Raw genomic sequence first — 24,704 nt, 5'->3', positions numbered from 1 at the left:
CAGGGGTTTTCGAATGAATAACAACAAGATTTCCAATCTGGAAGTGCAGAGCCTCAAGTCCGAAGTGGAATATCGGACCAAGCTCCAGGAAATATGCAGCAAAATTTATGCAGCTTTGAATCTCGATGAAATCATCATTAACCTCAAGGACGAGATCACCGGTCTGTTTGCAGCCGAACGACTGACCATTTACTATGTGGACGGGGTCAAGCGTGAAATCGTCTCCCGGTTCAAGTCCGGCAACGAAATCAACGAGATTCGCGTTCCCATTTCTCCGACAAGCATCGCAGGGTATTCGGTGCACACCAAGAAACTGGTGAACATTGCCGATGTGTACGACAAAATGGAGCTCAAACGCATCGACCCCATGCTGGAGTTCGACAGCAGCTGGGACCGGAAAACCGGGTTTCGGACCACGCAGGTTCTGGTGGTCCCCATTTTGTATAAGACCTTTCTGCTGGGCGCCATCCAGCTGATCAACCGCAAAGGGGGATCGGCCTTCACGAAAACCGAAGAAGGCTACGTGACGGAGCTGGCGAAAATCATGGGCATCGCCATGTACAATCAGAAGCGCATGGCCAAAACCCGTTCGGGCAAGTTCGATCATCTTCTGGAAAATCATATCATGACCCAGAAAGAATTGAACAAGGCCGTCTCCGATGCCCGGACCAAGAACGAGCCCATTGAGAACGTCCTGCTCGAGGATCTGAAAATTCCGAAGAAAGATATTGGTGACGCCCTGAGCAAATACTACAAGGTGCCGTTCATCGAATTTAACAAAAGCCTGCCCATTCCCGGGGAACTGTTGACCAACCTTAAGGTCCCCTTCATGAAAAACAACTTCTGGGTGCCGATCCGGTCCGAGGGGGACGAGGTGGTCATCGCGGTGGACAACCCCCACGACGGTCAGAAAATCGGAGAAATCCAGACCCTTTTCCCCAAACGGAAACTCAAGATTTTCGTATCGCTTCGGGAGGATATCCTCGATTACATCAAGCTGTTCACCCAGGACGAGAAAGAACAGAGTTCGATCGATGACATCCTGTCCAAACTCGAGGATGAGGAAGAGGAAATCATCGAAACCGAGTCCGGGGTCAGTGAGGAAAGCAGCGCCGTGGTCCAGTTGGTCAACAAGGTGATCATCGACGCCTACAACCGGAACGCCTCGGATATTCACATCGAGCCCTTTCCCGGCAAGGAAAACACCAAGGTCCGTATCCGCTGTGACGGATCCTGCACCGTGTATCAAACCCTGCCGTACCAGTTCCGCAATGCCATCGTCTCCCGGCTCAAGATCATGTCGGATCTGGATATCGCCGAACGCCGGAAACCCCAGGACGGCAAGATCAAGTTCAAAAAATACGGGGGGCTGGACATCGAGCTTCGTGTGGCCACCGTGCCGACCCAGGGCGGCCTGGAAGATGTTGTCATGCGTATCCTGGCGGCCGGAGAGCCTATCCCCCTGGACAAAATGGGATTTTCCCAGAGCAATTTTGACAACTTCGTCAGCTGCATCACCAAACCCTACGGCATTATTTTCGTCTGCGGGCCGACCGGTTCCGGTAAAACCACCACCCTGCATTCGGCCCTGGGTTACATCAACAAGGACGATATCAAGATCTGGACCGCCGAAGACCCCGTTGAAATCACTCAAAAGGGCCTCCGTCAGGTTCAGGTGAAACCCAAGATCGGCTTTGACTTCGCTGCGGCCATGCGCGCTTTCCTTCGGGCCGACCCCGACGTGATCATGGTCGGTGAAATGCGTGACAAGGAAACCACCCACATCGGTATTGAAGCCTCCCTTACCGGCCATCTGGTGTTTTCCACCCTGCATACCAACAGCGCGCCGGAAAGCATCACCCGACTTCTCGACATGGGCATGGACCCGTTCAACTTCGCCGACGCGATTTTGTGTATCCTGGCCCAGCGCCTGGTTCGGACCCTGTGCTCAACCTGCAAGAAAGAATACCACCCCACCCGGGAGGAATACGACGAACTGGTCAGGGAATACGGCGCCGAAGAGTTCGAACGTTTCCTTCATATCCCCTATACCGATGATCTGATGCTTTATCGTCCCGAGGGGTGCGACCAGTGCAACAACACCGGTTACCGCGGACGAATGGGCCTGCACGAATTGCTGATGGGCTCCGACGAGATGAAAAAACTCATCCAGAACAAGGCCAAGATGGAGGACCTGCGCGACCAGGCCGTGAAAGACGGCATGACCACCCTCAAGCAGGACGGTATCGCCAAAATCTTTGCCGGCAAATGCGATCTCCTTCAGGTCCGTAAAGTCTGCATCAAATAAAAAAATAAAAAAGAGATCGTTTACCCGACGATGCAGCCGGAGCCGTTCAAATGGGGACATGCAAATTTCAAATTGGGACATGCAAATTATTTGTGTCAACAAGATGACCCCCTTCACCGTCTTCTTTTTTCTCGTCACAACAGGACCGGTAAGTCGTTCTCACAGGTCCGATCATGCTGTGGCCCTATGAAAAAACGGCGGTTGACCATGGATTGTGACGATGATCGATAAAAAAACACAATCTTTTTGTCAAAGGTTCAGCTCTGCTTTTCTCTTTCGCCGGACCATTGCGGCGATGATCGGAACAGGGGGGGATTCAGGAAGTCAGTCGCTTGAGGGAATACATTCGTTCCAACCCTTTGATGGGCGTGGGCTTCTTCTCGTGTCGGCAATGAAAAACGTGTTTGAACATCTGGTAATGCTCGGCCACAAAGGCCCGGGAGCCAATGATGCCCGAATCGGTGAAGTAGCGGGTTCGATTCATAAATCGGTCGACCGGTGTGATGTCGTAATTTTTCTTGCGTTCCGCTTCGACAATGACCGGTTCGATGACCTTTTCCCGCCGGGTTCCGCTTCGGTCCAGAGCGCCCGCTTCATACACATGACGGCGATAACGCCGGAATCGTTCGGCTTCATCCAGATGTCCGAATTCAACCAGCCCGAAATCCGTGGATAGAAAATCGTCCGTATTGCCGGTCTGGCTGTGGTAGCCAAGGGAACACCAGCGATAATTTTCTGGCCGTTTGACGATGCCCGCCCTGACGGCGTTCAGTTCGATGTAAGCCAGGCAGTTGATCAGGGTTTCGCCCTTTTCGACGATCACGCTTTTGAAACGTTCCCCCCACAGCGTGCCACGACGGCCCTTGGCCTTGTTGTAGTAGCGGGAAAAGGTTTGCTTGACCTCGCGAATGAATTCGGAAAGATTGGCCCACTTGGTACGAAAATGACCGATACGCCCCTCAGGGAACACGGCATCACCGCCATAATTCAAGGTATAGCGGGACCTGATCTCGTCATCGGAATAGTGGCGTTCCGGCAGCATTTTGACTAGAATGTGCACATGGTTGTCCATCACCGAATACCCGAGGATTTCCGTGAAATAAATTCGCGAAAAGCGTTTGAGGATGGATACGAAGCGGTCTTTTTCCACAGGACCGAAGGGCAGGCCGTCGAGGGCTGTACGGGTGATCACATGGTACACACTTTTCTGGTCTTTGATCAGCATGCGGGTTGTACGCGGCATCACAGAGGCTCCTTTATGAATTGGCATCGATGGTCAAGTGGAATAATGATATCAGAAGGGGCATGGGGTTGTAAAGCTGAAAAATGTATAGTTTGCCTGTCCCTAATGAACGAAGGGCGGCAGCGTTGAGCGCATGGCGCAATTAGTTGATGTTTTTGAAATAGCGGTCTTTTTCGCTGTAGATGCAGCCGCAGTAAGATTGGCGGTACATGCCGCGCTGTTTGGATTCGTCGATACCTGTTTTCCAGCCGTCGCGGAAATCGCGGTAGTGAAAGGTCACGCCTGTCTGGGCGGCGACGGATTCGCCCACGGATCGGATGAGTTCGTGGTTCTGGTGGCGGCTGTACAGAAGGGTGGATGAGAAGGCCTCGAAACGGCCGCGTTTTGCCAGAAGCGCCGTGGTCAGAAGGCGGTCGTGGTAACAGGTGAGGCAGCGTTTTTTTTCGCGGAAAGCCGCGGCTTGCAGAAAACCTTCGAGGTCGTAGCCTGTCTGGATGATCAGTTTGAGTCCGACGTCTTCGGCGTAGGTTTTCAGGGTGTCTTCACGTTTCATGCATTCCTGAAACGGGTGGATGTTGCTCCGGTGAAAGTAGCCCATAACCTCGTGGCCTTCCGTCTGCAGGACGGTCAGAGGGTAGATGGTACAGGGGCCGCAGCAGGTGTGAAGAAGAAGTTTCATGACCGCTCTCCGAACAGGGCTGTTCCAATGCGGACAAGGGTGGCTCCTTCGGCAATGGCGGCTTCAAAATCACCGCTCATGCCCATGGACAGTTCATCCATCCGGACCGTCGGCAACGACAGGGCCCGGATTCGTTCCGCCAGATTGCGCAAAGCATGGAAATAGGGACGGACCCGGTCCGGTTCGTCGTAAAACGGCGGCAGGGTCATCAGGCCTCGGATCGAGACATGATCAAGGCGGCTGACGGCCCGGACCAGGTCGACGGCGTCCGTTTCGGATACGCCGGATTTGCTGTCTTCCATGCTGATGTTGACCTGGATGAGAATGGGCTGAATCTTGTTGATTTTCGCCGCCTGCCTGTCGATGGCCTCGGCCAGCTTCAGGCTGTCGACCGAGTGGATCAGGTCGAACATCGCCACGGCGAATCGGGCCTTGTTGCTCTGGAGATGACCGATGAAATGGAAAGAAATGTCCAGATCCCGGAGTGATTCGAGTTTGTCTGCGGCTTCCTGGATGTAGTTTTCGCCGAAGATAATCTGGCCTTCGGCGGCCGCTCTTCTGACGGCTTCGGCGGGTTTGGTCTTGCTGACGGCCACCAGGCGCACGGTTTCGGGGTCTCGCCCGCAGGCCCGGGCCGCCTGGTCGATGCGTTGTCGGATCGTTCGGATCCTTTCGCCTAAGGTCTGATCAGGGCTCACTGTATCCCGCCTCTCCGATGGTCTGGCCGATGACGCCTTCGGCCAGAAGGGTTTCGATGACTTCACAGACCGGGAGTCCCACCACATTGGTGTAGGACCCGTCGATGCTTTTCACCAGAAAGGTGCCCAGGCCCTGAATGGCGTATGCTCCGGCCTTGTCGAAAGGCTCGGGTGTGTGGATGTACCAGTCGATTTCGTGGTCGGTCAGGTCTTTGAACCGGACGTTGGTACTCACGGTCCGGGAGATCAGACGTCCTCTGTCCACGCAGGTCAGGCAGAACCCGGTATAGACCACATGGGTGCGGCCGCTCAGGCGTTTGAGCATCTTCCTGGCGTCGTCCCGGCACAGCGGTTTGCCCAAGATCATGCCGTCGATCAGGACGATGGTATCCGCGCCGAGGACCCAGCTTGACGGATAGTTTTCCGCCACGTCACGGGCTTTGATTTCCGCCAGATAACGAACGTAATGGTCCGGTTCGGTGACGGTGATCTCGTTTTCGTCCACGGTGGACGGTATCACGTCGAAGGCAAGGCCGGCCTGCTTGAGAAGGTATTTTCTCCGGGGAGACCGGGATGCCAGGATCAATCGGCTTTTTGGGGTATTTCGCATGGTTTCCATGGACGATTTTTTATCAGAAGGCCCGGCGATTATCAAGCCCAAGTCTGTCTTGATCGTTGTTTCTCAAGAAAGACTTGGGCGCAGAACGGGCAGATAAAAAAAAGGGTGATCGTGCCGGTTCTGCCTTTTTTGTTGAATTTTCCAAATCGATCCCATATAAATACCTCGGCATAAACATGCGCCGGCACTGAATCATGGATTTTCTTGCTTAGACGTGTTCTCATCCGATACGCGAAACATGAATCGTCCTGCGGTATGATTCAGGTAAGACATTGAAATTGTAGATTTTGCCTGGGTGGTGGAAGTGGTAGACACAAGGGACTTAAAATCCCTCGGCCTTTGATGGCTGTACGAGTTCAAGTCTCGTCCCAGGTACCACGCACAGGGAAAGCCCGTTTCTTTGACCGGGCTTTTTCGTTTTTGGACCCGATTATTCAATTCGTGCTAACTCCCCCTTATTTATTCCTTTACCTTCCGACGGAATGTCTTTTATAATGGCGCATGTCGTTTCATCCGGGCCAAGGCCTTCCTGAAAAACGCCTTCAATCCATCTGGAATCGCCATGAATGACGGTATGACACAGATCCGTGAGGGGATAGCGCTTCCCTTGGGAGTGATGGCCGCGGCCTTTTCCCTGGCCGTTTTTTCCATCGTCGCCGCTGATCATCTGAGGCTTTCTCCCGCCATGTATCAGGTGCTCGAAGGATTTTCCTACCTGCCCTACACGGTGATGGTGGGGGGTGTTTTCACGGCCAGGCGTTTTAACAACACGGGGCTGGTGCTGACGGCCTTTGCCCTGATTCTCGTGTATCTTTCCGTTCAGACCCACGGGGCTCCGATCTACGATCGGCCGGTGGCCAGTCCCGCCGTGGGCAAGGCAGCCCTGTTTCTTTTTCCCGTGAACCTTATAGGTTTTTCGTTTTTGATCAAACGCCGGATTTTTTCGTCTCTGGGCAGCCTGTACCTGTTTCTGTTTGGTCTGGAAATTCTGGCTGTGGGAATTTTTTGCAATCCCTACGGTCTGCTTGCCGTCCAGAGCCGAATCGTCCTTGCCGGCTATTCACAGGCACTTTCCGACGGGGTCTTCGCTCTGTCGCTGTCCCTGACGCGGTTTCTGAACGACCTGGGCCGTCTTTCCGGCGTGCTTGTGCTTCTATGGGCCCTGGTGTTTCTTTTTGTGAGGTACGTGTATCTTCGGGATATGGGGCTTGCGGCGTTTTCCATGATTCTTGCCACAGCCATGGCGGGGCTTCTGACGGCGCATTCGCCGGCCGGCACGGGGATCCTGTTTTTCGCTTCCGGCTCCCTGGTGATTATCGCCGCCATCGAAGGATCCTATGCCATGAACGACAAGGATTCCTTGACCGGACTTGATGCCCGGAAACGTCTTGGTGCCCGGCTTCGGACGCTCAAGGGGCACTATGCCCTGGCACTGGTGGATCTGGATCAGTTCGGACGGTTCAATGACGATTTCGGCCCTGACGCCGGGGATGCGGCCCTGAAGATCATCGGAGACAAGCTGGCCGATCTTTTTCGCGGTGTCCGGGCTTTCCGTTACGGCGGTGAGGAGTTCCTGGTGGTCTTTCCCGAGCCCCAGGCTGCCGAAGCGGAAATTTTGCTTGAAACCTTTCGGCGCACCATCGAATCCTTTCCGTTTCTCGTTCCCGTCACCCGGATGGGCCTTGCGATCGGCGGCCCGAAAAAACAGGACCGGGTCCGCAGTGCTCCCCTTACGGTCAGTGTCGGGGCCGCCTTTGGATCACCGACGAAAAAGCCCCAGGATGTGTTGGCCTGCGCCGACAAAGCCCTGGAACGGGCCAAACGCGAGGGTCGAAACCGGGTGGCCTTCTGGCCGGACGCTTCTTAGAAAAATGAAAAAATGATTGTAACACTCTTGATTTTTTGACGAATTGTCCGTATATAGAGTTTTTGTCAATCGGGATTGAAACACCAGACATGCAATCATGTTATTTTTATTTCAGGAGCGTCCGTTATGGCACTAACCAAAACTCAGATCGTCGATTCCGTTCAGGAGCGCATCGGCTTCTCACGGAAAAAAAGTACCGATCTCGTCGAAAACCTCATTGAAATCATCAAGGGCACCATCGAGAAGGGGGATGACGTCCTGATCAGTGGATTCGGGAAATTCTGTGTCAAGGAAAAAGGCGTCCGGAAGGGACGCAATCCCGCCACCGGTGAAGACATGATGCTCAGCGGCCGGAAAGTCGTGACCTTCAAATGCTCTTCCGTTCTCCGTGACAAGGTCAACCTCTGAGCCCCGTTTTCTTATCATCGATTTCGACAAGCGTCTGATTCCAGGCGCTTTTTATTTTGGCATGCCGGTTTTCGGCGCTATCGGCCGAAGCCGGCCCCTGAACGGGCCTGCGCGGGAACCGTGCGGGGTCCTGTTTACCTGGTCGCTGAGGGAATGGTGATGTGGTTGATCGACGAGGCCATGTAACCGGCTCCGAAGCCGTTATCGATGTTGACCACGGCCACATTGGAACTGCAACTGTTGAGCATGGCGAACAGGGCGGTGATGCCTTTCATGCTGATGCCGTATCCGACGCTGGTGGGTACGGCGATGACAGGGGCCCGAACCATGCCGGCCACCACACTGGGCAACGCCCCTTCCATGCCCGCCACCACCACGAGCACCGCCGCCTTCTCGATCAGGCTTCGGTGCCGGAACAGGCGGTGGATGCCCGCCACGCCCACGTCGAACACCGATTCAACACGATTCCCCATCATTTTAGCCGTGAGATAGGCTTCCCGGGCCACGGGGATGTCCGACGTCCCCGCAGACAGGATCAGGACGGTGCCGTTTCCGGTGACGGGGGGGTCTTCTTTTTTCAAAATGATCATCCGGGCGTCGGTGTCGTAGGCGGCCTCCGGAAAACGGCAGAGAACGGCGCCGGCCTTTTCGGCGTCCACCCGGGTGGCCAGCACCACCTGTTCCTGGATCAGCATGCGTTCCATGATACCGATGATCTGCCCCGGGGTCTTGCCTTCGCCGAAGATCACTTCGGGAAAGCCCTTGCGCAGGCAGCGGTGGTGATCGATGTGGGCGAAGTCGATATCCTCACTGGCCAGGTGTTTCAGGATGTCGGCGGCCTGGTCCACGCTCCTTCGGCCCTGGGCCACGGCGGTCAACAGTTCGGTCAGTGTGTCGTGATTCAATGGGCTTTTCTCTCTTCGTCCTTGTCTTTGGGCAGGACCGGGGGAACCACCTGGCTGTTCCACAATGACCGGGCGAATTTCAGGTAGCCCTGGACGTTGTTCAGGCGGGCGTCGATACTTTTGTTAACGGGGATCACGTTGCCTTCGATCAGGGGCTGGAGGTGCTTGGCCATTTCCATGGCCCCGCCGCCGGTCAGGACCACGCAGTCGATGTCCCAGTCCTCGGCCCAGAGCCGGTTGATGTCGTTGGCGATGGAACTGGCCGAATGAGCGAAGACCTTGTCCCTGAGGTTGGTGATGTTGTATTCCTTGCCCCTGATTTTGATGGAGCCGCTGTCAATGGCGTCGAACAGCCGGTAGATTTCCACGTTGACGCCGCTTTCTTTGCGCAGCTTGTTGGCGATCACGGAAAAACTCTTGGAAATGCCCGTGTCCATGGTGCTGCTGCCTCTCTCCACGTACTGCATGTTGTTGATAATGGTGAAGTCCGTGGTTCGAAAGCCGATGTCCACCACGCCGATTTTTTTACGGGTCATGTCGATGTCGGCGATCTTGCCGTTTTCGTCCATGATCAGGTTGAACACGCTTCCCAGGGGCTGGGGCATCATCTTGACCTTGTTGATGTAAATCTTCTTGGACACCTTTTCCCCGTCGGGCATGTGGAAGGTGACGGCGTGGTGGCCGGCGATGATGTCGGTGAACCGCTTGTAATCCCGTTTCAGATACCCCACCGGCAGGCCGGACACCACGTTGAAGGACGTGTCCGAATCCGAGCACAGCCCGGCTGCGGTCAGGGCCAGGGTTTTCACATATTCGGTGAGCAGTTTGTCCTGGTCCAGGGTGAACTGGCGGACCGTGGACTGCTGCTCGGCAAAATCTCCGATGAAAAAGCTTTTGTCACCGATGGTGACATGGAGGTTCTTGGTCAGGGAGTTGTCGCCGAAGGCCGAGCGGAACTGGATGTCATTGGAATCCCCGAGCAGGGATTTGAAAATGACGTTTTCATTGCCCACGGTGGCCTTGGTGAATCCGAAGCCCACATCGATACCGATTGATCTCATGTTCTCCTCCACTGGGGGATGATCGGCCGGGCCGATGATCCGATGTCAAAAGTGTGTGTGACGTGTGAATGTATTTGAAGGTGACGGCACCCAGGGCGAAGGCAACCCCTTTCACATGGCCGTTTCATTGATAATCTTCATCAGTTCGGCCTCGAGCCCAAGGAAGAGTCTGACCAGCCTCGGGTCGAAATCCGTGCCGCTTTTTCGTTCGATTTCCTGGAATGCCCTGGGTACGGGCCAGGCTTTTTTGTAAGGCCGATCTGAAATCAGGGCGTCGAAAACATCGCAGATGCCGACAATGCGGCTGATCAGGGGGATCTCTTCTCCCTTGAGGCCCATGTTGTAGCCGGAACCGTCCCATTTTTCATGATGGGTAAGGGCAATGGTTTCCGCATCCTGGATCAGCTTGGACCGGCTTCCGGACAACAGCTTGGAGCCGATGGTGGTGTGACCTTTCATGATCTGCCATTCTTCCGCGGTGAGCTTGCCTTTTTTCAGAAGGATGGAGTCGGAAATGCCGATTTTGCCGGCATCGTGCAGCATGCTCGACAGGGCCAGGGTTTCCGCTTCCGCGGGAGAGAGGCCCGATGCCAGTCCCAGCAGTTCGGCCATGCGGCTGATCCGGGCCACATTCTGTCCGGTGCCGTTGTCTCTGTATTTGGAGGCCAGACTCAGGCGTTTGATGATCTCCACCTGGGTTTCCTTGAGCTCCCGTGTGCGTTCCCGGATTTTTTCCTCGAGGATCAGGTTCCGGTTGGCCAGTTCTTCCTGGGTGATTTTGAGACTCAGATGGGTTTTGACCCGGGCCCTGACTTCGGAAATGTCAAAGGGCTTGGTGATGTAATCCACGGCGCCGATTTCAAGGCCCTTGCGTTTGTGCTGGGGATCGTCCACGGCGGTGATGAAGATGATGGGCACCGTCCGGGTTACCGGGTTTTCCTTGAGGCGCTGGCAGACTTCGAATCCGTCCATCTCGGGCATGAGGATGTCCAGCAGGATCAGGTCCAGCCGGTTGGCTTTGGTGTATTCGATGGCCTTGGGACCGTTCAGGGCCACGCCCAGTTTGTAATCCTCCTTGAGGGTCTGGACCAGGATGTCGATATTGGCCTTGGTATCGTCTACCAGAAGAATTCTTCTGTTCAAAAGTCCGCTCATGGGGATTGGGAAACCTCGTCGGTTGATGTGTTCGCTAACGCCGCAAACAGCGACGGACTGGGGCTCCGGTCCCCATGTGAGCGCTGATTTTGTCCGGCGGCGTTATTTATGAATACAATATATGGTAGAAAAGTCAAGGTTTGACGGCTTCGTAAAATGTCCGATCTCTGCGTTACGCGTCATCCCTCGTCACTGCGGCGTACCCTAAGTACGCCTCATCCTTGCGGATTCGCAAGCCTTGATCTCGAACATTTTACGAAGCCGTCCAAAAACTTGTTTTTTACGAGATCATCAAGGTTTGACTCAGGGTAAACGCATGTAAATATCCCGTGTTGGACTACAAGGCTTTCAGACGCCGGTTCAGGATTTCGAGGATACCTGCGGCTTCGTCGAAGTTGTAATTGCTCACCTGGGTTTCCAGGTCTTGAACCAGCCGGTCCAGTTCGGGGGAGCCGGCGTCGCCGGGGAAAAACTGTTTAAGGGCTTCCAGGCGCCGTTCGGATTCCACGGGATCGAAGTCCTTGATGGTCCTCATCAACCCTGGGATCAGGGGCAGGATCGTGTCGGGACGCAGGGGCCGCGGGGCTGCCGCAGGCTCGGCCGTCTGTTTTTTCGAAAGGGCCGAATCCGAGAAGGTCAAGCGGTGAATGGATTCAAGAACCAGCCTGAGCTCGCCGTCCACCCGTTCAAAGGCGCTGCTTATGGCGTGTTCGTCCCGGTTCCGGACGGCTTTTTCCAGGGCTTCGGAGGCCTGATAGAGCCGTTTGGCGGCGATGTTTCCGGCGGTTCCTTTGAGGGAATGGGCCTGAATCAGGGCGTCGTCCAGCTTATCGCTGTCTATGGCTTTTCGGACGGTGTCGGAGAAATCGATGAATCCGTGGCTGAAGCTGGTCAAAATTTTCATGTAACGGGCGACGGCTCCACCGAACCGTCTGAGTCCCTCGTCCAGATCCAGACCCGGAAGATGCGGCATCGGGGCCCCCTTCGTGTCAAGGGAAATCGAGGACTTGCGGCGTGAGGAGGCCAGGGCCGGGTTGTTCAGGGTCTGCTGGAGAAGGGCCAGAAGCCGGTCCCGATCCACAGGCTTGGGAATGTAGTCGTTCATGCCTGCGGCGATGCATTTTTCACGGTCCCCGTACATGGCGTGGGCCGTCATGGCAATGATGGGCAGTCGGGTCAGGCCCAGTTTGCCGCGGATGGCCTTGGTGGTTTCGATGCCGTCCATCTCGGGCATCTGGACATCCATCAGCACGGCGTCGTAGGATGTTTGTTTGAGTCTCTTCAGGGCTTCGAGGCCGTTGCCGGCCACATCGATAATGATTCCAGGGATTTTTAGCATTTCCAGGACGACCATCTGATTGATGGTATTGTCTTCGACGAGGAGAAGGCGGATGTCCGAAAAATTCTGGGGGGGTGCGGCCGTGTCCGTCTCGCCGGTTGCGGTCTGTGAGGCATAGCCGTAGATTTCCATGATGGTGTCGAACAGGAGCGAGGGTTTGATGGGTTTCATCAAAAAGCTCTCGACTCCGGCGCTCCGGGCCCGCTCGATGTCTTTTTCATGCCCCAGGGCGCTGACCATGATGATGGGCGGCGCGTGGTCGGGATGATTGCGTTTGATGGTTTCGGCCGCCGTAATGCCGTCGATGCCCGGCAGCCGGATGTCCATGAGGATCAGGTTGAAGGGGTCGCCGGAAAGGGCGTCTTCGAAGAAGGTCAGGGCTTCCTCCGCCGACGTGGCCAGAACCGTACGGAACCCGAAGGATTCCATGTAGCGTTTGATGACCATCAGGGTAGAAGGGTTGTCTTCGACCAAAAGCGCCCGGTTGTCGACCATGGTGGACGGAAGCCGGGGGCGCGGGCGTTCCTTGCGGATGTAATGCTTGAAATGGCAGGTGAAATAAAAGGAACTGCCTTTGCCGGGGCTGCTTTCCACCCAGATGTCGCCGCCCATGAGGCCGACGATCTTGCGGCAGATGGCCAGGCCAAGGCCGGTGCCGCCGTATTTGCGGGTGGACGAGCCGTCGGCCTGGGCGAAGGCGTCGAACAGGTCGCGGTTGCGGTTCTTGAAGGAGGCGGTGTCGATGCCGATGCCCGTGTCTTTGATGCAGAACAGGATCTCCACCCGGTTGCCGTCCATGGATCGCACCTCGGCCCGGATGCAGATTTCGCCTTTTTCGGTAAACTTGAAGGCGTTGGATACCAGATTGGCCAACACCTGCCTCAGGCGGATGGGATCGCCGATCAGAATATCCGGAACACGACTGTGGATGTCGATGATCAGTTCCAGATCCTTGGACATGTTTTTTTCGAGAAACATGTCCGCCAGCGCGTCGACCACGTCCTGGAGATTGAACTGAACGTCCTTGAAATCGATGTTGCCCGAATCGATTTTGGAAAAATCCAGAATGTCGTTGACCAGGTCCAAAAGGGACGTGGACGAGGACCGGATGATACGCAGGTATTCCTTCTGCTTGGCCGGATTTCCGGTTTTCATCAGAAGGTCGGACATGCCGATGATGGCGTTTAAGGGCGTCCGGATCTCGTGGCTCATGTTGGCCAGAAATTCCGTTTTCGCCTGGGCGGACTGGTCGGCGACCTCTTTGGCCGCGAGCAGCTCGGCAGTGCGCTCCTCGACCCGTTTTTCCAGAAAGATCCGGGCCTCTTCCAGTTTTTTCTTGTGGGTATAATGCTGGGTGATGTCGGACAGGAAACAGACGACGGCGTCGTTGTTTTCCCAGAGGATGGGGCGTGTGTACAGTTCGATCCACCTCACATCGTCGGGCTTCCGCATGATGCGGAAGGTGGCCTTGACGTTCGCCGCCGTGGACGACCGGGCGCTCAGGCGTTTTTTCAGGGCCGGGGCGTCGTCGGGGTGCAGACGGTCCCACAACGCCATGGACAGAAAATCGGCGGGGCCGCATGCCAGATAATCAAGGACCGTCTGGTTGCAGTATACCGGCCGGTCGCCTGCAAGGACGATGATCCCCTGGTCGGCGTGCTCGAGGATCCGGCTGCACAGATCATGGGGCAGGGACGGCATTCCCCCCCCGACGGAACGTGAGGAACGTGTGGACAAACAAAACCCTCCCCCGGTGTGAATGTAACGGTTGATCCCTTCGGATACCGGGCGGCGTTGGCCCCGGTATTACCCTGTCGATTATGCCGACTTTATCGTAGCGGGATCAAAAAAGGAAGAGTAATTAATCGAATTTGTTTCTTCTTGTGAACGTTGTTCGAAAAAATTTGGTCGTTCAGGTGCTGGGCCTGATGAAAAAGAGAGCGGGTTAAAAGGCACTAACAAGAAACTAATATAAAAATGATTCAGGAATCGGATACGTCTGCCGATTAAATTAATGTTTATTCTGAAGACTGGATATTCCATTTTAAAGATCCCCTTGTTTGAGGGAATGCCCGTCACCGCGTCCCGTTTAACCCAACAATTGAAGGAGATACGTATGAAACACTGTATTGCGGCAGCAGCTTTGTTCTGTATGTTAGTGCTCGGATTTGGCCCAGGTGCCTTTGCAGAGGGAGGACCATGGGATGATGAAAACTTCAGCGCGACGATGACACTTACGACCGATTATGTTTCAAGGGGTGTTTCCTTTTCGGATGAAGACCCGGCCATTCAGGGTACCTTTGATTACGCCCATCCCGGTGGTTTTTTTGCAGGCATATGGGGCAGCAGTTGGGATGATGCGGGATATTCCAATGATATCGAGCTGGGCTATTATGCCGGGTATGGGGGGAGTCTTGGTAAAATGACCTACTCTGTCTGGGCGACGTATTATCAGTATCCGGGCGCTGAGGATGATGGGTTCGAATTCGATTACTGGGAATTTTCAGGCGGCCTGTATCACACCATCGAAGATGTCCCGTTAAAGCCCGCCCTTGGGTTTGAATACTATTTTTCTCCGGAATACAGCGGAGAGGACGGCTTGTTTCATTATGTCAGCGGTTCAGTGGATTGGTCCCTGCCCCTGGGTCTGACCCTGAATACCCTCATCGGCTACAAAACGGTTGAGGGCGATAAATCCACCGGCGGTGGTGCAGGCATGGATGGCGATGACGGTTATGATTACATCCATTGGAAAGTCGGGGTCTCCAAGGAGATAAAAGGGTTTACCGTTGACATCAGTTATCATGACACCGGAGAGCATGATTATCTTGGCGATGCCGGAGATGCCCGTGTGGTTTTCTCTCTGTCCCGCAGCTTATGATGTGTTGTTTTGATAATCTTTTTTTAAGCAAAGGAGCCCTGATCATGAAACAAACGTTTTTTTCGATTGCAGTCCTATTCGTCATGATGTCGGTCAGCCCGGCGTACTGCGCCGAACCGATCAAGCTGGCGTCCCTGAATTGGGAACCCTACATCGGTGAAAGCCTTACAAGTCAGGGCTATGTCGCCGAACTGGTCAGCGAAGCGTTCAAGCGATCCGGTTTTGACGTTGAAATCACCTATCTCCCGTGGGCGAGGGTGGTCAAGCTGTCCGAAGACGGCGTGTATGACGGGTATCTTCCCGAGTATTATTCCGACAGCCTGAACGAGAAATTCCTCGTGTCCGACCCCCTTCCGGGGGGGCCTCTGGGCCTGTTCAAACGCAAGGAAAGCGTGATTCCGTTTAAGGGCCTTGAGGATCTCAAACCCTTTCGAATCGGTGTGGTTCGGGGTTATATCAACACCGCCGAGTTCGATGCCGCCGATTACCTGAATAAAGACGAAGCCACCGACGATCTTCAGAATTTCAAGAAATTGCTTAAAAAGCGGGTGGATCTGGTTGTTTCCGATCAGTATGTGGGCATTTATACGATCAAGAACCATATGCCCGACGCCTTGAATCTTGTCGAATTCATTTCGCCGCCGTTGGAGACAAAAGATCTTTTTCTGTGTATCTCCAAAAAAGCCTCGGGGCATACCCTGAAAATGAAGGTGTTCAACGAGAATTACCGGAAGATGAAGGAGGACGGCACGGTGGACAGGATTCTTGCCAAACACGGTTTTGGCGGGAAATGAGAAGGGGCTTGCTCCCTGATGCCCCCGAATCCGCCGGAGGTTGACCTGCCGGCGGATTCACGGGTCGTTGGCCGTGATTTAGAACGGAATCTCGTCGTCGGGCGGCGGCTGGAAGCCCGGGTCTCCGCCGAAGGGATCGTAGTCGGGCTGGGGGGGCTGGTTGAATCCGCTGCCCTGGGCCGGACGGTTGGGCTGCTGGAACCCTCCGGACGTGTTCTGGAATCCGGCGTTGGGATTCTGAAATCCCCCGCCGCCCTGGAACCCCTGTCCGCCGCCCTGGAACCCGCTGTTCTGCTGGAAACCGCCGCCGCCGGCGTTCTGGCCCTGGAACCCGCCGTCGCCTTTTTGTCCTAAAAATTGCATGGTACTTGCGATGATGTCCGTGGAGTAGCGGGTGATACCGTCTTTTTCATAGGACGTGGTCTGAAGGCGGCCTTCAATATAAACCTGTTTGCCTTTGGTCAGGTAGCGGCCGCAGGTCTCGGCCAGTTTGGCGAAGGCCACGATGCGGTGCCATTCGGTTTTTTCCTTTTTTTCGCCCGAGGCCTTGTCGTTCCAGACATCGGTGGTGGCGATGCTGAACCTGGCCACGGCCATGCCCGAAGGGGTATAGCTGACTTCAGGGTCCCGTCCAAGGTTGCCGATGAGCATGACTTTGTTTAAACTGGCCATTAAGATGATCCTCCTTCACAAGAAATATCAAAACGTTCAAGGCGGTCCCGAAGCGTTTGGTGTTGAGCCGGACAGTATGATACCGGGGTGCTGGTCACAGAATATGGATTTGATAGATACAGGATAAAAACCGATCTGTCAATCGGCGGCGCAGGATCGGTCAGGGCAAAAACGCATATCTGTTCATTAAAACACATGGGCCTCATCGATTCATGCCGTTCACGTTTACGGTCACGAGCACGTTCACGATGGTTGTGCCGGGCTGTGACAAACCATGCTTCCTTCGTGCTTTTCGTGTTCTTCAGGGAGCGCAGCGACCGGGTGGTTGAATGGATTGACCACGAAGCTCACGAAGATCACGAAGGAAAAGAGCACCGGCTCTTTTCTGTCATGACATGCGATTGCCCTGCAGGATCGGTCAGGGCAATCGCATAGCCCAGGGGTATCATCAGAAAAAAGAATTGTCTTTTCAACGGTTTTCGGGTTTAATGACCATAAAGTCGCCGGGATTCCACAGCCGCTGCCGTTTTCAGGCGGTTTTTTTTGCGATAGGGGCCGGCATTGAAAAACCGTGCTGATATTAAGGATGTGTTTCGCGTGATGGTCATGATTCGAACCCTTCTTCTGGGTCTGTGTGTTTTTTTTGTTTTGTGCGTTTCCGCACTGGCGGATATGACCGAAACGGCTCCGTCCTTTTCCTGGACCATGCAGATGATCGGCCTTCTGGGAGGGCTGGCGTTTTTTCTGTTCGGCATGGAACTGATGAGTCACGGCATGAAAACCGCCGCCGGGAGCCGCATGCGTCATATCCTGGCCACCCTCACCGAAAACCGGTTCCGGGGCATGGTGCTGGGCATGCTGATCACCATGATCATTCAGTCGGGCAGCGCCACCTCGGTGATGCTGGTCAGCTTTGTTCAGGCCGGACTCATGGCCTTTACCCAGACCATCGGGGTCCTGATCGGCGCCGGCATCGGCATGACGGTCACGGCCCAGCTGATCGCATTCAAAGTCACCGATTACGCCCTGGCCTTCATCGCCCTGGCCATTCTGATCCGCATGACCACCAAACGCGAAACCATGAAAAACGCTTCGGAAATCCTTCTGGGCTTCGGGGTTCTCTTCTACGGGCTGCATCTGATGGGCCAGTCCATGGCCCCCTTGAGCCGCAGCCCCGAGGTGGTGGACCTGCTCAAGGGGCTGGCCAATCCCTGGATTGGTCTTGCGGTGGGGACCGGGCTCACCGCCCTCATCCAGAGCAGCACCGCCTTCATCGGCATTCTGATCATCATGGGGACCAGCGGGATGATTTCCGATTTGGACACCCTGATCCCCATGCTCCTCGGAGCCAATATCGGCACCTGCATCACGGCGGGGCTGGCCGGCATCGGCGCCAACCGGGACGCCAAACGGGTGGCCCTGGCCAATGTGCTGTTCCGGGTGATGGGCGTTGCCCTGATCATCGGCTGGGTGCCTGAGTTTTCGGCCCTGGTCCGGGGCATGGACCGGTATGTGGGGTCGGGCATCGCCCGTCAGATCGCCAATGTCCATACCCTGTTCAATGTGGCCCTGGCTCTTCTCTTTCTGCCGTTTACCACCCAGTACGCCCGGCTGATCATGCGGCTGATGCCTGATAAACCGGTGGACCGTTCCCTTGAACCTAAGACCACCTTTCTCGATGAAAGCAAGATTCTTTCCCCGGCCCTGGCCATCGATCTGGCCCGGGCGGAAATTTCCCGCATGGCCGGCGCCCTGGAACGCATGCTCCGGGCCATCGCCGTGCCCTTTGTGACCCGGGCCGTCAAACGGGACAAGGTTCATCCCGAACTGACCCTCCTGCAGGGGGTGGACCTGCTCGAAGAGGAGCTGGACTTCCTCGAAGAAAAAATCGTGTCCTATCTGGTCCGGGTGGCCCAGATGGGCGGAGGAGCCCAGGAAACCCGCATCGCCTATTCGATGATTTCCATCGTCAAGGATATGGAAAGCATCGGCGATATCGTTCACCGGAACGTGATTCCCCTCATTGAAAAAAAGAACGAACTGAAGCATGATTTTTCAGCGGAAGGGCGCGAGGAACTGACCATCTACCATCAGAAGGTGTGCAAGCAGATTCGTCTGCTCAAGGAGGCCTTTGCGGAAAAAAATCCGGAAAAAGCACAGACCATCATGGCCGCGGAACGGAAATATCTGGATCTGGAACTTCAGTACCGGATCCGTCACCTGGACCGGCTGGTCTGCCGGCGCATCGAATCCCTGGAAACCCACGAAGTCCATATGGAGCTGATGAACCTGATGAGCCAGATCATTGTTTATTCGTCGAACATCGCCAAGACCTTCATGCAGACCCAGGTCGAGGACCGGCCGCTTCTGCTCTGATACGGCATCAGCCCGCAGGCGTCTCCGGATCGGGGGAGTCCGCGTCGTTTTCCGCGACCGCTTCCTTCTTCCGGCCGAAAATCATGGCGCCGACGATACTCAGTTCATACAAAACGATCAGGGGCAGGGCCATCATGATCTGGGTGACCACGTCCGGGGGAGTCAGGATGGCGCCCACGATGAAGAAGATTACCACGGCGTATTTACGGTTTTTTCTCAGAAAGGCCGTGGACACCAGGCCTAATGCCGCCAGGCAGGTGATGATGATCGGCAGTTCGAAGGCAATGCCGAAGGCGATCAGAAGCTTGGACACAAACCCCAGGTATTCCTTCATGGACGGCAGGGCCGTCAGGGTCTCCGAGGCAAATCCCAAAAAGAATTTGAAGCCCCAGGGAAAGACGAAAAAATAGCCGAACAGGGCGCCGCCCACGAAAAACAACGTGGACAGCATGATCACCGGGCCCAAAAGGCGTCGTTCTTTTTTATAAAGGCCCGGGGCCACGAACATCCAGAATTCGAACAGAATGACCGGCGCCGCGAGAAACACGCCTGCCAGCAGGGAGACCTTGAGATAGGTGAAAAAGGCTTCGGGCAGTCCGGTGAAAATGATCTTGCCGTCACGGCCCATGACCTCGATCAGCGGGCGGGTCAGCACGTCGAAAAGTTTTTCCTTGAAGGCGTATGCCGCCGAGGCGCCGATGACGATGGCCACAAAAGACCGGATCATCCGGGTCCGCAGTTCTTCAAGGTGGGCGGTGAAGGGAAGGGCTTTGTCGTCGGGGCGGTCATCGGATTCAGTCATGGGAATCCCCCTCGGACCGATCGGGTTTCGTGTCGCCGTCCTTTTTTTTCAAGGTATCGGTGTCGTTCATCAGAATGTCCAGGGGCTTTCGCGGCGGCGGCGGGTCGTCCAGCGAGATGGTTTCCTTCAGCTCCGCCGTGGCCCGTTTGAATTCCCCCATGGCCTTTCCCAGGGCCTTGGCGATATCCGGCAGTTTCTTCGGGCCGATGACGATCAGCGCGATCGCCAGGATCAGCAGTATTTCCGGCATACCCATTCCAAACATATCGGTCTCCTCACTGAAAGAACGACCATCGTCTTCACACGACAGTCAGGGCGGACCCGGAGGTCCCTTGTTTTGTGCAGGTGATTTGTACTTATTTTGACCGCAGGTGTCAAGATCAACTCCGGGCAGGGTTCAGGGCATGTCTGTCCCCTGGTGCCCTGGTGAGAAAACAAAAAGACCGGCGCACCTTCGGTCAACCGGTTTCAGGGTGTTCGGAGGTTGGTGTTGAACCAGTCCCGGCAGGCCAGAACGGTATCCTTGACATGGAGGAAGGGCAGCATGTGACGGGCGCGGGGGATGGTGATCAGGTCGAAGGGGTGGGTCATTTTGTCGATGATGTAGCGCATGTAGTCCAGGCTGATCACTTCGTCGTTTTCGCCGGTGATGATGGCGGCTTTGAAATTCATGGCCTCGTCGATCAGGCGGGTGCGGTCCGAATAGATGTCCGACAGGGTTCTGACCGAGTATTCCCAGACGATGAGGTCGTCGTAATCGATGAAATCGGCGAAGACGTTGCCGCTCAACAGGGCGTCCACGTCGATGAACGAGCGGAAGTCGATCGTGAAATCGGGGACGAACAGGCGGGACAGGTGCAGCATGTTCCAGCCGGAAAAGGTGAAGAAATCCGGGGGATATTCGGTGAGGAACAGGGTGTGACAGAGCAGGGCCCGTATCCGGGGATCCTTTTCAGCGCAGGCGCGGGCCAGGGGCGCGCCGATGGAGCAGCCCAGAAAGCCGATGCGGTCGTTGAACGAGTCGCAGGCCAGGTCCACGACCGCGGCAAGGTCCGCGATCACCTCGGCCACGGTGTAGGCGCCGCGTTGTCCGCCCGAATAGCCGTGACCGCGCAGATCCACACCCACCACGTTGAACCCCCAGGTCGACAGCTTGTGAAGGAATTCACAATACATTTCCGAATAGGTCCCGATGCCGGGAATGAACACGATCACCGGATCATCCCGCCTTGCCGGGTAAACCTCGCAGTGGATGGGAACGTCGCCCAAAAGGAGGTTCTTTCGTTTTTCAATGAAGGGGGTGAGCCGGAGGGCGCCCATTAAAATCAGGCGGCGTTCCTCCTGGGTCCGCGCTCCGTCTAAGGCCGCCCGGGTTTCGGCAATTTTTTTGTCTGACAGGTGAGTCATGGTTTTAGTCGCTATCAGTTGTTGTTGATCTGGAGAATGCAGCGGGTCACCAGGTTGACCAGTCCCCAGATGCCGGCGGCGTCCAGGCACTGTTCGATGGACGGATCGAACAGCACGTCCACGCCTGCGTCGAATTCCGGGTCTTTTTCCCAGAACAGGTAGTACAGGGGAATCCGGGGGTAGGGCATGAACCGGAAGGCCACGTCGGCCATATCCACGGATTCGGCACCCAGGCTTCGGGCGGCATCGGCGAAATCGTCAAGGTGATCCTGAAACCGCTGGACCAGAGGCCCCAGATTCAGGGCGTGGGGGCCTTTGAAAAAATGCCCCTCTTTAAGGTCCCGAGTGCTGACCAGCTGTTTGCCCAGGGGGGTGAGTGACGCGACACGGTTGAAGTAGATCAGGGTGATCAGTTCGAGCAGGGGATCGTTCAGGGTCTCCCAGCGATCCCCCGCGCCGGTTTTCAGGGATTTATCGTTGAAGTCGATGAGGATGCTCCTGGTCATGAACGGAAAGATCAGCCCGTTTTCACGGGGTTCCGCCAGCGTAAAATTGCAAAGGGCCGTGATATCCCTCTTAACGAGGCTGTCCCAGTAAGCTTCGGGGATCAGGATGTCGTTGCCCTGGGGCGTCAGGGCCGGGGGATTCTGGGACAGTCGGCGTTTCTGCATGTCCAGAAACCCTGCGCTGAACGGGTAGGGACCCATCCGGAAGTTTTCGCAGGGGAACAGGTCGCAGTCCCTCATGCAGTGGTCGATGCCGTTGAGCTGGGCGCATTCCAGGATGGGGCATCCGGCGCCGAAAAGATTTTTCTGGGCCGCCAGTTTGGAGACGGCTTCGGTACTTCGACCCGGGCCGCAGGACGAACAGGTCCCGTTCAGGTTTAATTTGCAGACATCGCAGTTGATTCCACATGCGCCTGTGGCCATGGTGCGTTCTCCTTGACAGGAATTCGGCTCCCTTTCAGGGAAAGATCAGGGGCGTGTCATGTTGACGGGTCCGATTAGAATCAGGGCCGATTGTATCAGAACAGGGACGATATGCAACAGCTAAGTTCGGGGGGATGGCCCGATCAGACCTGAAACTGTCCGAGCATCTCCCGGAGCTTGTCAGCCATGCCCGCCAGTTCTTCGGCGCTCTTGTTCAGGTGGGTGCTGCGGCTTGACATGTGCCCGGCCTCGTCGTTGATTCCGGCGATGTCCTTGGTGATTTCGTTGGACACAAGAGAGCATTGGGCCACGTTTGTGTTGACTTCCTGAATACCCTGGGAGGCATGGGCGATGTTGGTGCCGATTTCCCGGGTGGCGACGGACTGGTCGCCGATGGTCTCGGCAATGGTCGAGACAATGCCGTTGACCTGATCGATGGTGCGGGTGATTTTTTCAATACCGGAGAGGGTGCTTGCCGTGGTGCTCTGGATGCCCGTGATCCGGGATTTGATTTCCTGGGTGGCCTGGGCCGTTTGTCGGGCCAGTTCCTTGATTTCGTTGGCAACCACCGCAAAGCCCCGGCCCGCTTCCCCGGCCCGCGCCGCTTCGATGGTGGCGTTCAGGGCCAGAAGATTGGTCTGCTCGGATATTTTGGTGATGGTTTCGGTCACGACACCGATATCACCGGCCGCCCGGCTCATCAGGGCCATGTCGTCGGAGGCCTGCCGGGCCTGGGTTACGGCCTCGTTGGTGATATCCCGGGCCTCGTCGGTCTTGGCGGCGATTTCGCCCATGGTGGCGCTGTTTTCCTCGGTGGCCGCCGCCACAGAGGTAAAATTGACCGAGGTTTCCTCGATGGCCGCGGCCACCGAGCTCAGGCTGACGTTCATCTCCTCGGCGGCTCCCGCCACGGTGTTCGATTTGCAGGCCGCATCGTCGGCCCCCCGGGCCATCTGGTCGGACAGGGTTTTCAGGTGCTCCGACGACCGGCTGAGCGTGCCCACCTCTTCGGTGATATGACGGATGATGCCTCCCACGTTGGTGACGATCCCGTTGAGGGCGCCGGCCAGGATACCCACTTCGTCCTTCTGGTCGATGTCAAGCCGTGAGGTGAAATCCCCCCGGGACATTTTTTTTGAAAAGATCACGGCCTTGATGATCGGGATGGTGATCTGACGGGTGATGAAATACGACAGGGCGAATCCCAGGGCGATGGCGACAAGGCCCATGGTCAGGGCCAGGCCGGATCGCCTGGAGGCCATGTCGTTTACGATTTTCGTGCGTTCGGTCGATCCGCTCCGGGCTCCGCTGTAAACCTTCTCCACGGCGGTTTCGATGTCCCGGGCCGCGTCGCTCATGGCGGAATACAGGCCGGAAATTTTCATGTCCGCGTCGGCCAGGGCGTCGAAGGCCTTTTTGTAAATTCCGATGTAGTTGAGGGCGTGCTCCTTGTAGTCATCGTTCATCGGAGAGGCCGGGATGGCTTCGGCCATTGCGGCCAGAGCGTCGTGCACTTTTTTGACGTAGGTTTCTCCGCCGAACAGCAGGTAATCCTTTTCAGTGCTTCGGATTTTGAGAATGTATCCCTTGGAATTGGGCAGGTAGACGATGTCGAGAACGCCTTTCATTTCGGTGAGGATTTCCCGCATCTGGGAGAGGAGTTCGGTTTTCGTCTCCCAGTCCCCGGCTGCGATCATGGCGCCCATTACCTCCCGGTAGCCCTCGAGCATATCCCGGGTGGCGGTCTTGACGATGGTGTCATCGGCCTCAGACCGCTCGATGACCGGTGCGAAGGTGTCAACCAGATGTTTGAGATTTTTTTCAAGATCCCTGTCCCGGGTGAAGGACAATTCGTTTTGCATGTGGGCGATCTGAAGCATGTGGGCGTAAATGTCGGCGCAGTCGACGAATTTCATTTCGTACATGAACCGGTCGGCGGTTTTGGAAAAATCGCCCCGGATGCCCGAATGAATGTCCAGACCCCGTGTCTCATAGGCCGCAACCAGGTCCTGGAAGGTCTTTGCATAACGGCTCACCTGGCCGTCGATGTCCGAGGCCAGCCGGATCATGTCGCCGCTCTGCGCACGATCGGCCATGGACACGATGACGGCCGCCTTTTCCTTGAGCAGGGCGATGTTTTTTTCCAGGCGGGCAAGATAGGATCTGTCCAGGGTGGACAGAAAATCCTTTTCGTCGATGCGGCACTGTTTCATCAGGGCGTTGATCATCGAGGCTTCATCGGCCAGGGTGACATGCACCTCCATCAGGTTTTTGAAGTTGACGGCCGACGATTTCACCGTGCCGTGATACATGGCGATGACCCCGACGATGAGGAACATGACCAGGCCGAAACCGCCAACGAGCTTGACGACAATTTTCAGGTTCCCGAATGATCGGGTGAGGGTTGCGGGCATGTTCGTGAAGGCTGCGATGATTCGTCGGGTGTGTTCATTCAAAGCCGTGTTCTCCCTGTGCCGGCAGTCGGCGAACCGGAACGTTCTACACGGTGAGGGCCGCGATATAAGACAGGAGAGCGGCACAACGTGTTCATGACGATCCGG

20 protein-coding genes and 1 tRNA gene are annotated in these 24,704 nt (G+C 55.9%); 7 read left to right on the top strand and 14 right to left on the bottom strand.

What is annotated here, in order from left to right:
- The first annotated feature begins 13 nt into the window (after positions 1–13).
- Entirely contained in the window at positions 14–2,308 is a 2,295-nt protein-coding gene (locus ACYQ11_RS08815; RefSeq protein ID WP_459923408.1) for an ATPase, T2SS/T4P/T4SS family, read from the top strand.
- A 316-nt stretch (positions 2,309–2,624) separates the two neighbouring features.
- On the opposite strand, the gene ACYQ11_RS08810 is transcribed toward ACYQ11_RS08815, so the two are convergent.
- From ACYQ11_RS08810 to ACYQ11_RS08795, 4 genes are all read right to left on the bottom strand, one after another.
- Entirely contained in the window at positions 2,625–3,551 is a 927-nt protein-coding gene (locus tag ACYQ11_RS08810) for a transposase (protein WP_459923407.1), read from the bottom strand.
- Between the two features lie 142 nt (positions 3,552–3,693).
- On the bottom strand, positions 3,694–4,230 hold the full coding sequence (locus ACYQ11_RS08805) for an epoxyqueuosine reductase QueH (protein ID WP_459923406.1): 537 nt from the start codon (positions 4,228–4,230) through the stop codon (positions 3,694–3,696).
- On the bottom strand, positions 4,227–4,928 hold the full coding sequence (locus ACYQ11_RS08800; protein WP_459923405.1) for a YggS family pyridoxal phosphate-dependent enzyme: 702 nt from the start codon (positions 4,926–4,928) through the stop codon (positions 4,227–4,229). The genes ACYQ11_RS08805 and ACYQ11_RS08800 overlap by 4 nt, the downstream gene beginning before the upstream one ends.
- On the bottom strand, positions 4,918–5,538 hold the full coding sequence (locus ACYQ11_RS08795; RefSeq protein ID WP_459923404.1) for a Maf family protein: 621 nt from the start codon (positions 5,536–5,538) through the stop codon (positions 4,918–4,920). Before ACYQ11_RS08795 ends, ACYQ11_RS08800 begins: the two co-directional genes overlap by 11 nt.
- 298 nt (positions 5,539–5,836) lie before the next feature.
- Here ACYQ11_RS08795 and ACYQ11_RS08790 point away from each other — a divergent pair.
- The 3 genes from ACYQ11_RS08790 (at position 5,837) to ACYQ11_RS08780 (ending at position 7,822) form a co-directional block, all read left to right on the top strand.
- Positions 5,837–5,925, top strand: a tRNA-Leu gene (locus ACYQ11_RS08790).
- A 184-nt stretch (positions 5,926–6,109) separates the two neighbouring features.
- Positions 6,110–7,414: a GGDEF domain-containing protein gene (locus ACYQ11_RS08785; RefSeq protein ID WP_459923403.1), complete on the top strand. Its 1,305-nt coding sequence runs from the start codon at positions 6,110–6,112 to the stop codon at positions 7,412–7,414.
- Positions 7,415–7,540: 126 nt separating this feature from the next.
- Entirely contained in the window at positions 7,541–7,822 is a 282-nt protein-coding gene (locus ACYQ11_RS08780) for an integration host factor subunit alpha (RefSeq protein ID WP_459923402.1), read from the top strand.
- Positions 7,823–7,956: 134 nt separating this feature from the next.
- On the opposite strand, the gene larB is transcribed toward ACYQ11_RS08780, so the two are convergent.
- The 4 genes from larB to ACYQ11_RS08760 all read right to left on the bottom strand — a co-directional run bounded on the left by larB (position 7,957) and on the right by ACYQ11_RS08760 (position 13,983).
- Positions 7,957–8,727 carry a nickel pincer cofactor biosynthesis protein LarB gene (larB, locus tag ACYQ11_RS08775; protein ID WP_459923401.1) on the bottom strand — a complete coding sequence of 257 codons (771 nt, stop codon included), beginning with the start codon at positions 8,725–8,727 and terminating at the stop codon, positions 7,957–7,959.
- Positions 8,724–9,788 (bottom strand): ParM/StbA family protein, encoded by a 1,065-nt coding sequence (locus ACYQ11_RS08770; RefSeq protein ID WP_459923400.1) that lies wholly within the window; start codon positions 9,786–9,788, stop codon positions 8,724–8,726. The genes larB and ACYQ11_RS08770 overlap by 4 nt, the downstream gene beginning before the upstream one ends.
- Positions 9,789–9,899: 111 nt before the next feature.
- On the bottom strand, positions 9,900–10,943 hold the full coding sequence (locus ACYQ11_RS08765) for an HD-GYP domain-containing protein (RefSeq protein ID WP_459923399.1): 1,044 nt from the start codon (positions 10,941–10,943) through the stop codon (positions 9,900–9,902).
- A gap of 337 nt (positions 10,944–11,280) precedes the next feature.
- Positions 11,281–13,983 carry a response regulator gene (locus tag ACYQ11_RS08760; protein ID WP_459923398.1) on the bottom strand — a complete coding sequence of 901 codons (2,703 nt, stop codon included), beginning with the start codon at positions 13,981–13,983 and terminating at the stop codon, positions 11,281–11,283.
- A gap of 415 nt (positions 13,984–14,398) precedes the next feature.
- On the opposite strand from ACYQ11_RS08760, the gene ACYQ11_RS08755 reads away from it, so the two are divergent.
- Together ACYQ11_RS08755 and ACYQ11_RS08750 are read left to right on the top strand one after the other, a co-directional pair.
- Positions 14,399–15,163, top strand: coding sequence for a TorF family putative porin (locus ACYQ11_RS08755; protein ID WP_459923397.1), 765 nt, complete (start codon positions 14,399–14,401; stop codon positions 15,161–15,163).
- 44 nt (positions 15,164–15,207) lie between these two features.
- A complete protein-coding gene (locus ACYQ11_RS08750; RefSeq protein ID WP_459923396.1) occupies positions 15,208–15,957 on the top strand; it encodes a substrate-binding periplasmic protein in 750 nt (249 codons plus the stop codon).
- Positions 15,958–16,035: 78 nt separating this feature from the next.
- Here the strand turns inward: ACYQ11_RS08750 and ACYQ11_RS08745 are convergent, their stop codons facing one another.
- Positions 16,036–16,629: a single-stranded DNA-binding protein gene (locus ACYQ11_RS08745; RefSeq protein ID WP_459923395.1), complete on the bottom strand. Its 594-nt coding sequence runs from the start codon at positions 16,627–16,629 to the stop codon at positions 16,036–16,038.
- Positions 16,630–17,229: 600 nt separating this feature from the next.
- Between ACYQ11_RS08745 and ACYQ11_RS08740 the strand changes: the two genes are divergently transcribed.
- On the top strand, positions 17,230–19,005 hold the full coding sequence (locus tag ACYQ11_RS08740) for a Na/Pi cotransporter family protein (protein WP_459923458.1): 1,776 nt from the start codon (positions 17,230–17,232) through the stop codon (positions 19,003–19,005).
- Between the two features lie 7 nt (positions 19,006–19,012).
- Here ACYQ11_RS08740 and tatC read toward each other — a convergent pair whose 3' ends face one another.
- From tatC to ACYQ11_RS08715, 5 genes are all read right to left on the bottom strand, one after another.
- Positions 19,013–19,807, bottom strand: coding sequence for a twin-arginine translocase subunit TatC (tatC, locus tag ACYQ11_RS08735; protein ID WP_459923394.1), 795 nt, complete (start codon positions 19,805–19,807; stop codon positions 19,013–19,015).
- The gene (gene tatA, locus ACYQ11_RS08730; RefSeq protein WP_459923393.1) at positions 19,800–20,072 is read right to left on the bottom strand and encodes a twin-arginine translocase TatA/TatE family subunit; all 273 of its coding nucleotides are present in this window, start codon (positions 20,070–20,072) and stop codon (positions 19,800–19,802) included. Before tatA ends, tatC begins: the two co-directional genes overlap by 8 nt.
- A 203-nt stretch (positions 20,073–20,275) precedes the next feature.
- Complete coding sequence (locus tag ACYQ11_RS08725; RefSeq protein WP_459923392.1) at positions 20,276–21,214, bottom strand: alpha/beta hydrolase; 939 nt, start codon at positions 21,212–21,214, stop codon at positions 20,276–20,278.
- Positions 21,215–21,228: 14 nt separating this feature from the next.
- Positions 21,229–22,143: a DUF3786 domain-containing protein gene (locus ACYQ11_RS08720; protein ID WP_459923391.1), complete on the bottom strand. Its 915-nt coding sequence runs from the start codon at positions 22,141–22,143 to the stop codon at positions 21,229–21,231.
- A gap of 143 nt (positions 22,144–22,286) precedes the next feature.
- Complete coding sequence (locus ACYQ11_RS08715) at positions 22,287–24,599, bottom strand: HAMP domain-containing methyl-accepting chemotaxis protein (protein WP_459923390.1); 2,313 nt, start codon at positions 24,597–24,599, stop codon at positions 22,287–22,289.
- Positions 24,600–24,704: the final 105 nt, after the last annotated feature.

The organism is Desulfatiferula olefinivorans (genome assembly GCF_054657895.1).
Note: the sequence above shows the minus strand (reverse complement) of the source record. Positions and strands in the feature narration are given on the sequence as shown.

Excerpts from the sequence above, each read along its gene's own strand:
- ACYQ11_RS08765 (WP_459923399.1), bottom strand. The coding sequence starts at position 10,943 with ATGAGCGGACTTTTGAACAGAAGAATTCTTCTGGTAGACGATACCAAG.
- ACYQ11_RS08760 (WP_459923398.1), bottom strand. The coding sequence starts at position 13,983 with ATGCCGTCCCTGCCCCATGATCTGTGCAGCCGGATCCTCGAGCACGCC.
- ACYQ11_RS08795 (WP_459923404.1), bottom strand. The coding sequence starts at position 5,538 with ATGCGAAATACCCCAAAAAGCCGATTGATCCTGGCATCCCGGTCTCCC.
- ACYQ11_RS08725 (WP_459923392.1), bottom strand. The coding sequence starts at position 21,214 with ATGACTCACCTGTCAGACAAAAAAATTGCCGAAACCCGGGCGGCCTTA.
- ACYQ11_RS08805 (WP_459923406.1), bottom strand. The coding sequence starts at position 4,230 with ATGAAACTTCTTCTTCACACCTGCTGCGGCCCCTGTACCATCTACCCT.
- ACYQ11_RS08780 (WP_459923402.1), top strand. The coding sequence starts at position 7,541 with ATGGCACTAACCAAAACTCAGATCGTCGATTCCGTTCAGGAGCGCATC.
- ACYQ11_RS08740 (WP_459923458.1), top strand. The coding sequence starts at position 17,230 with ATGGTCATGATTCGAACCCTTCTTCTGGGTCTGTGTGTTTTTTTTGTT.
- tatC (WP_459923394.1), bottom strand. The coding sequence starts at position 19,807 with ATGACTGAATCCGATGACCGCCCCGACGACAAAGCCCTTCCCTTCACC.
- tatA (WP_459923393.1), bottom strand. The coding sequence starts at position 20,072 with ATGTTTGGAATGGGTATGCCGGAAATACTGCTGATCCTGGCGATCGCG.
- ACYQ11_RS08745 (WP_459923395.1), bottom strand. The coding sequence starts at position 16,629 with ATGGCCAGTTTAAACAAAGTCATGCTCATCGGCAACCTTGGACGGGAC.
- ACYQ11_RS08750 (WP_459923396.1), top strand. The coding sequence starts at position 15,208 with ATGAAACAAACGTTTTTTTCGATTGCAGTCCTATTCGTCATGATGTCG.
- ACYQ11_RS08810 (WP_459923407.1), bottom strand. The coding sequence starts at position 3,551 with ATGCCGCGTACAACCCGCATGCTGATCAAAGACCAGAAAAGTGTGTAC.
- ACYQ11_RS08815 (WP_459923408.1), top strand. The coding sequence starts at position 14 with ATGAATAACAACAAGATTTCCAATCTGGAAGTGCAGAGCCTCAAGTCC.
- ACYQ11_RS08785 (WP_459923403.1), top strand. The coding sequence starts at position 6,110 with ATGAATGACGGTATGACACAGATCCGTGAGGGGATAGCGCTTCCCTTG.
- ACYQ11_RS08755 (WP_459923397.1), top strand. The coding sequence starts at position 14,399 with ATGAAACACTGTATTGCGGCAGCAGCTTTGTTCTGTATGTTAGTGCTC.
- ACYQ11_RS08720 (WP_459923391.1), bottom strand. The coding sequence starts at position 22,143 with ATGGCCACAGGCGCATGTGGAATCAACTGCGATGTCTGCAAATTAAAC.
- ACYQ11_RS08770 (WP_459923400.1), bottom strand. The coding sequence starts at position 9,788 with ATGAGATCAATCGGTATCGATGTGGGCTTCGGATTCACCAAGGCCACC.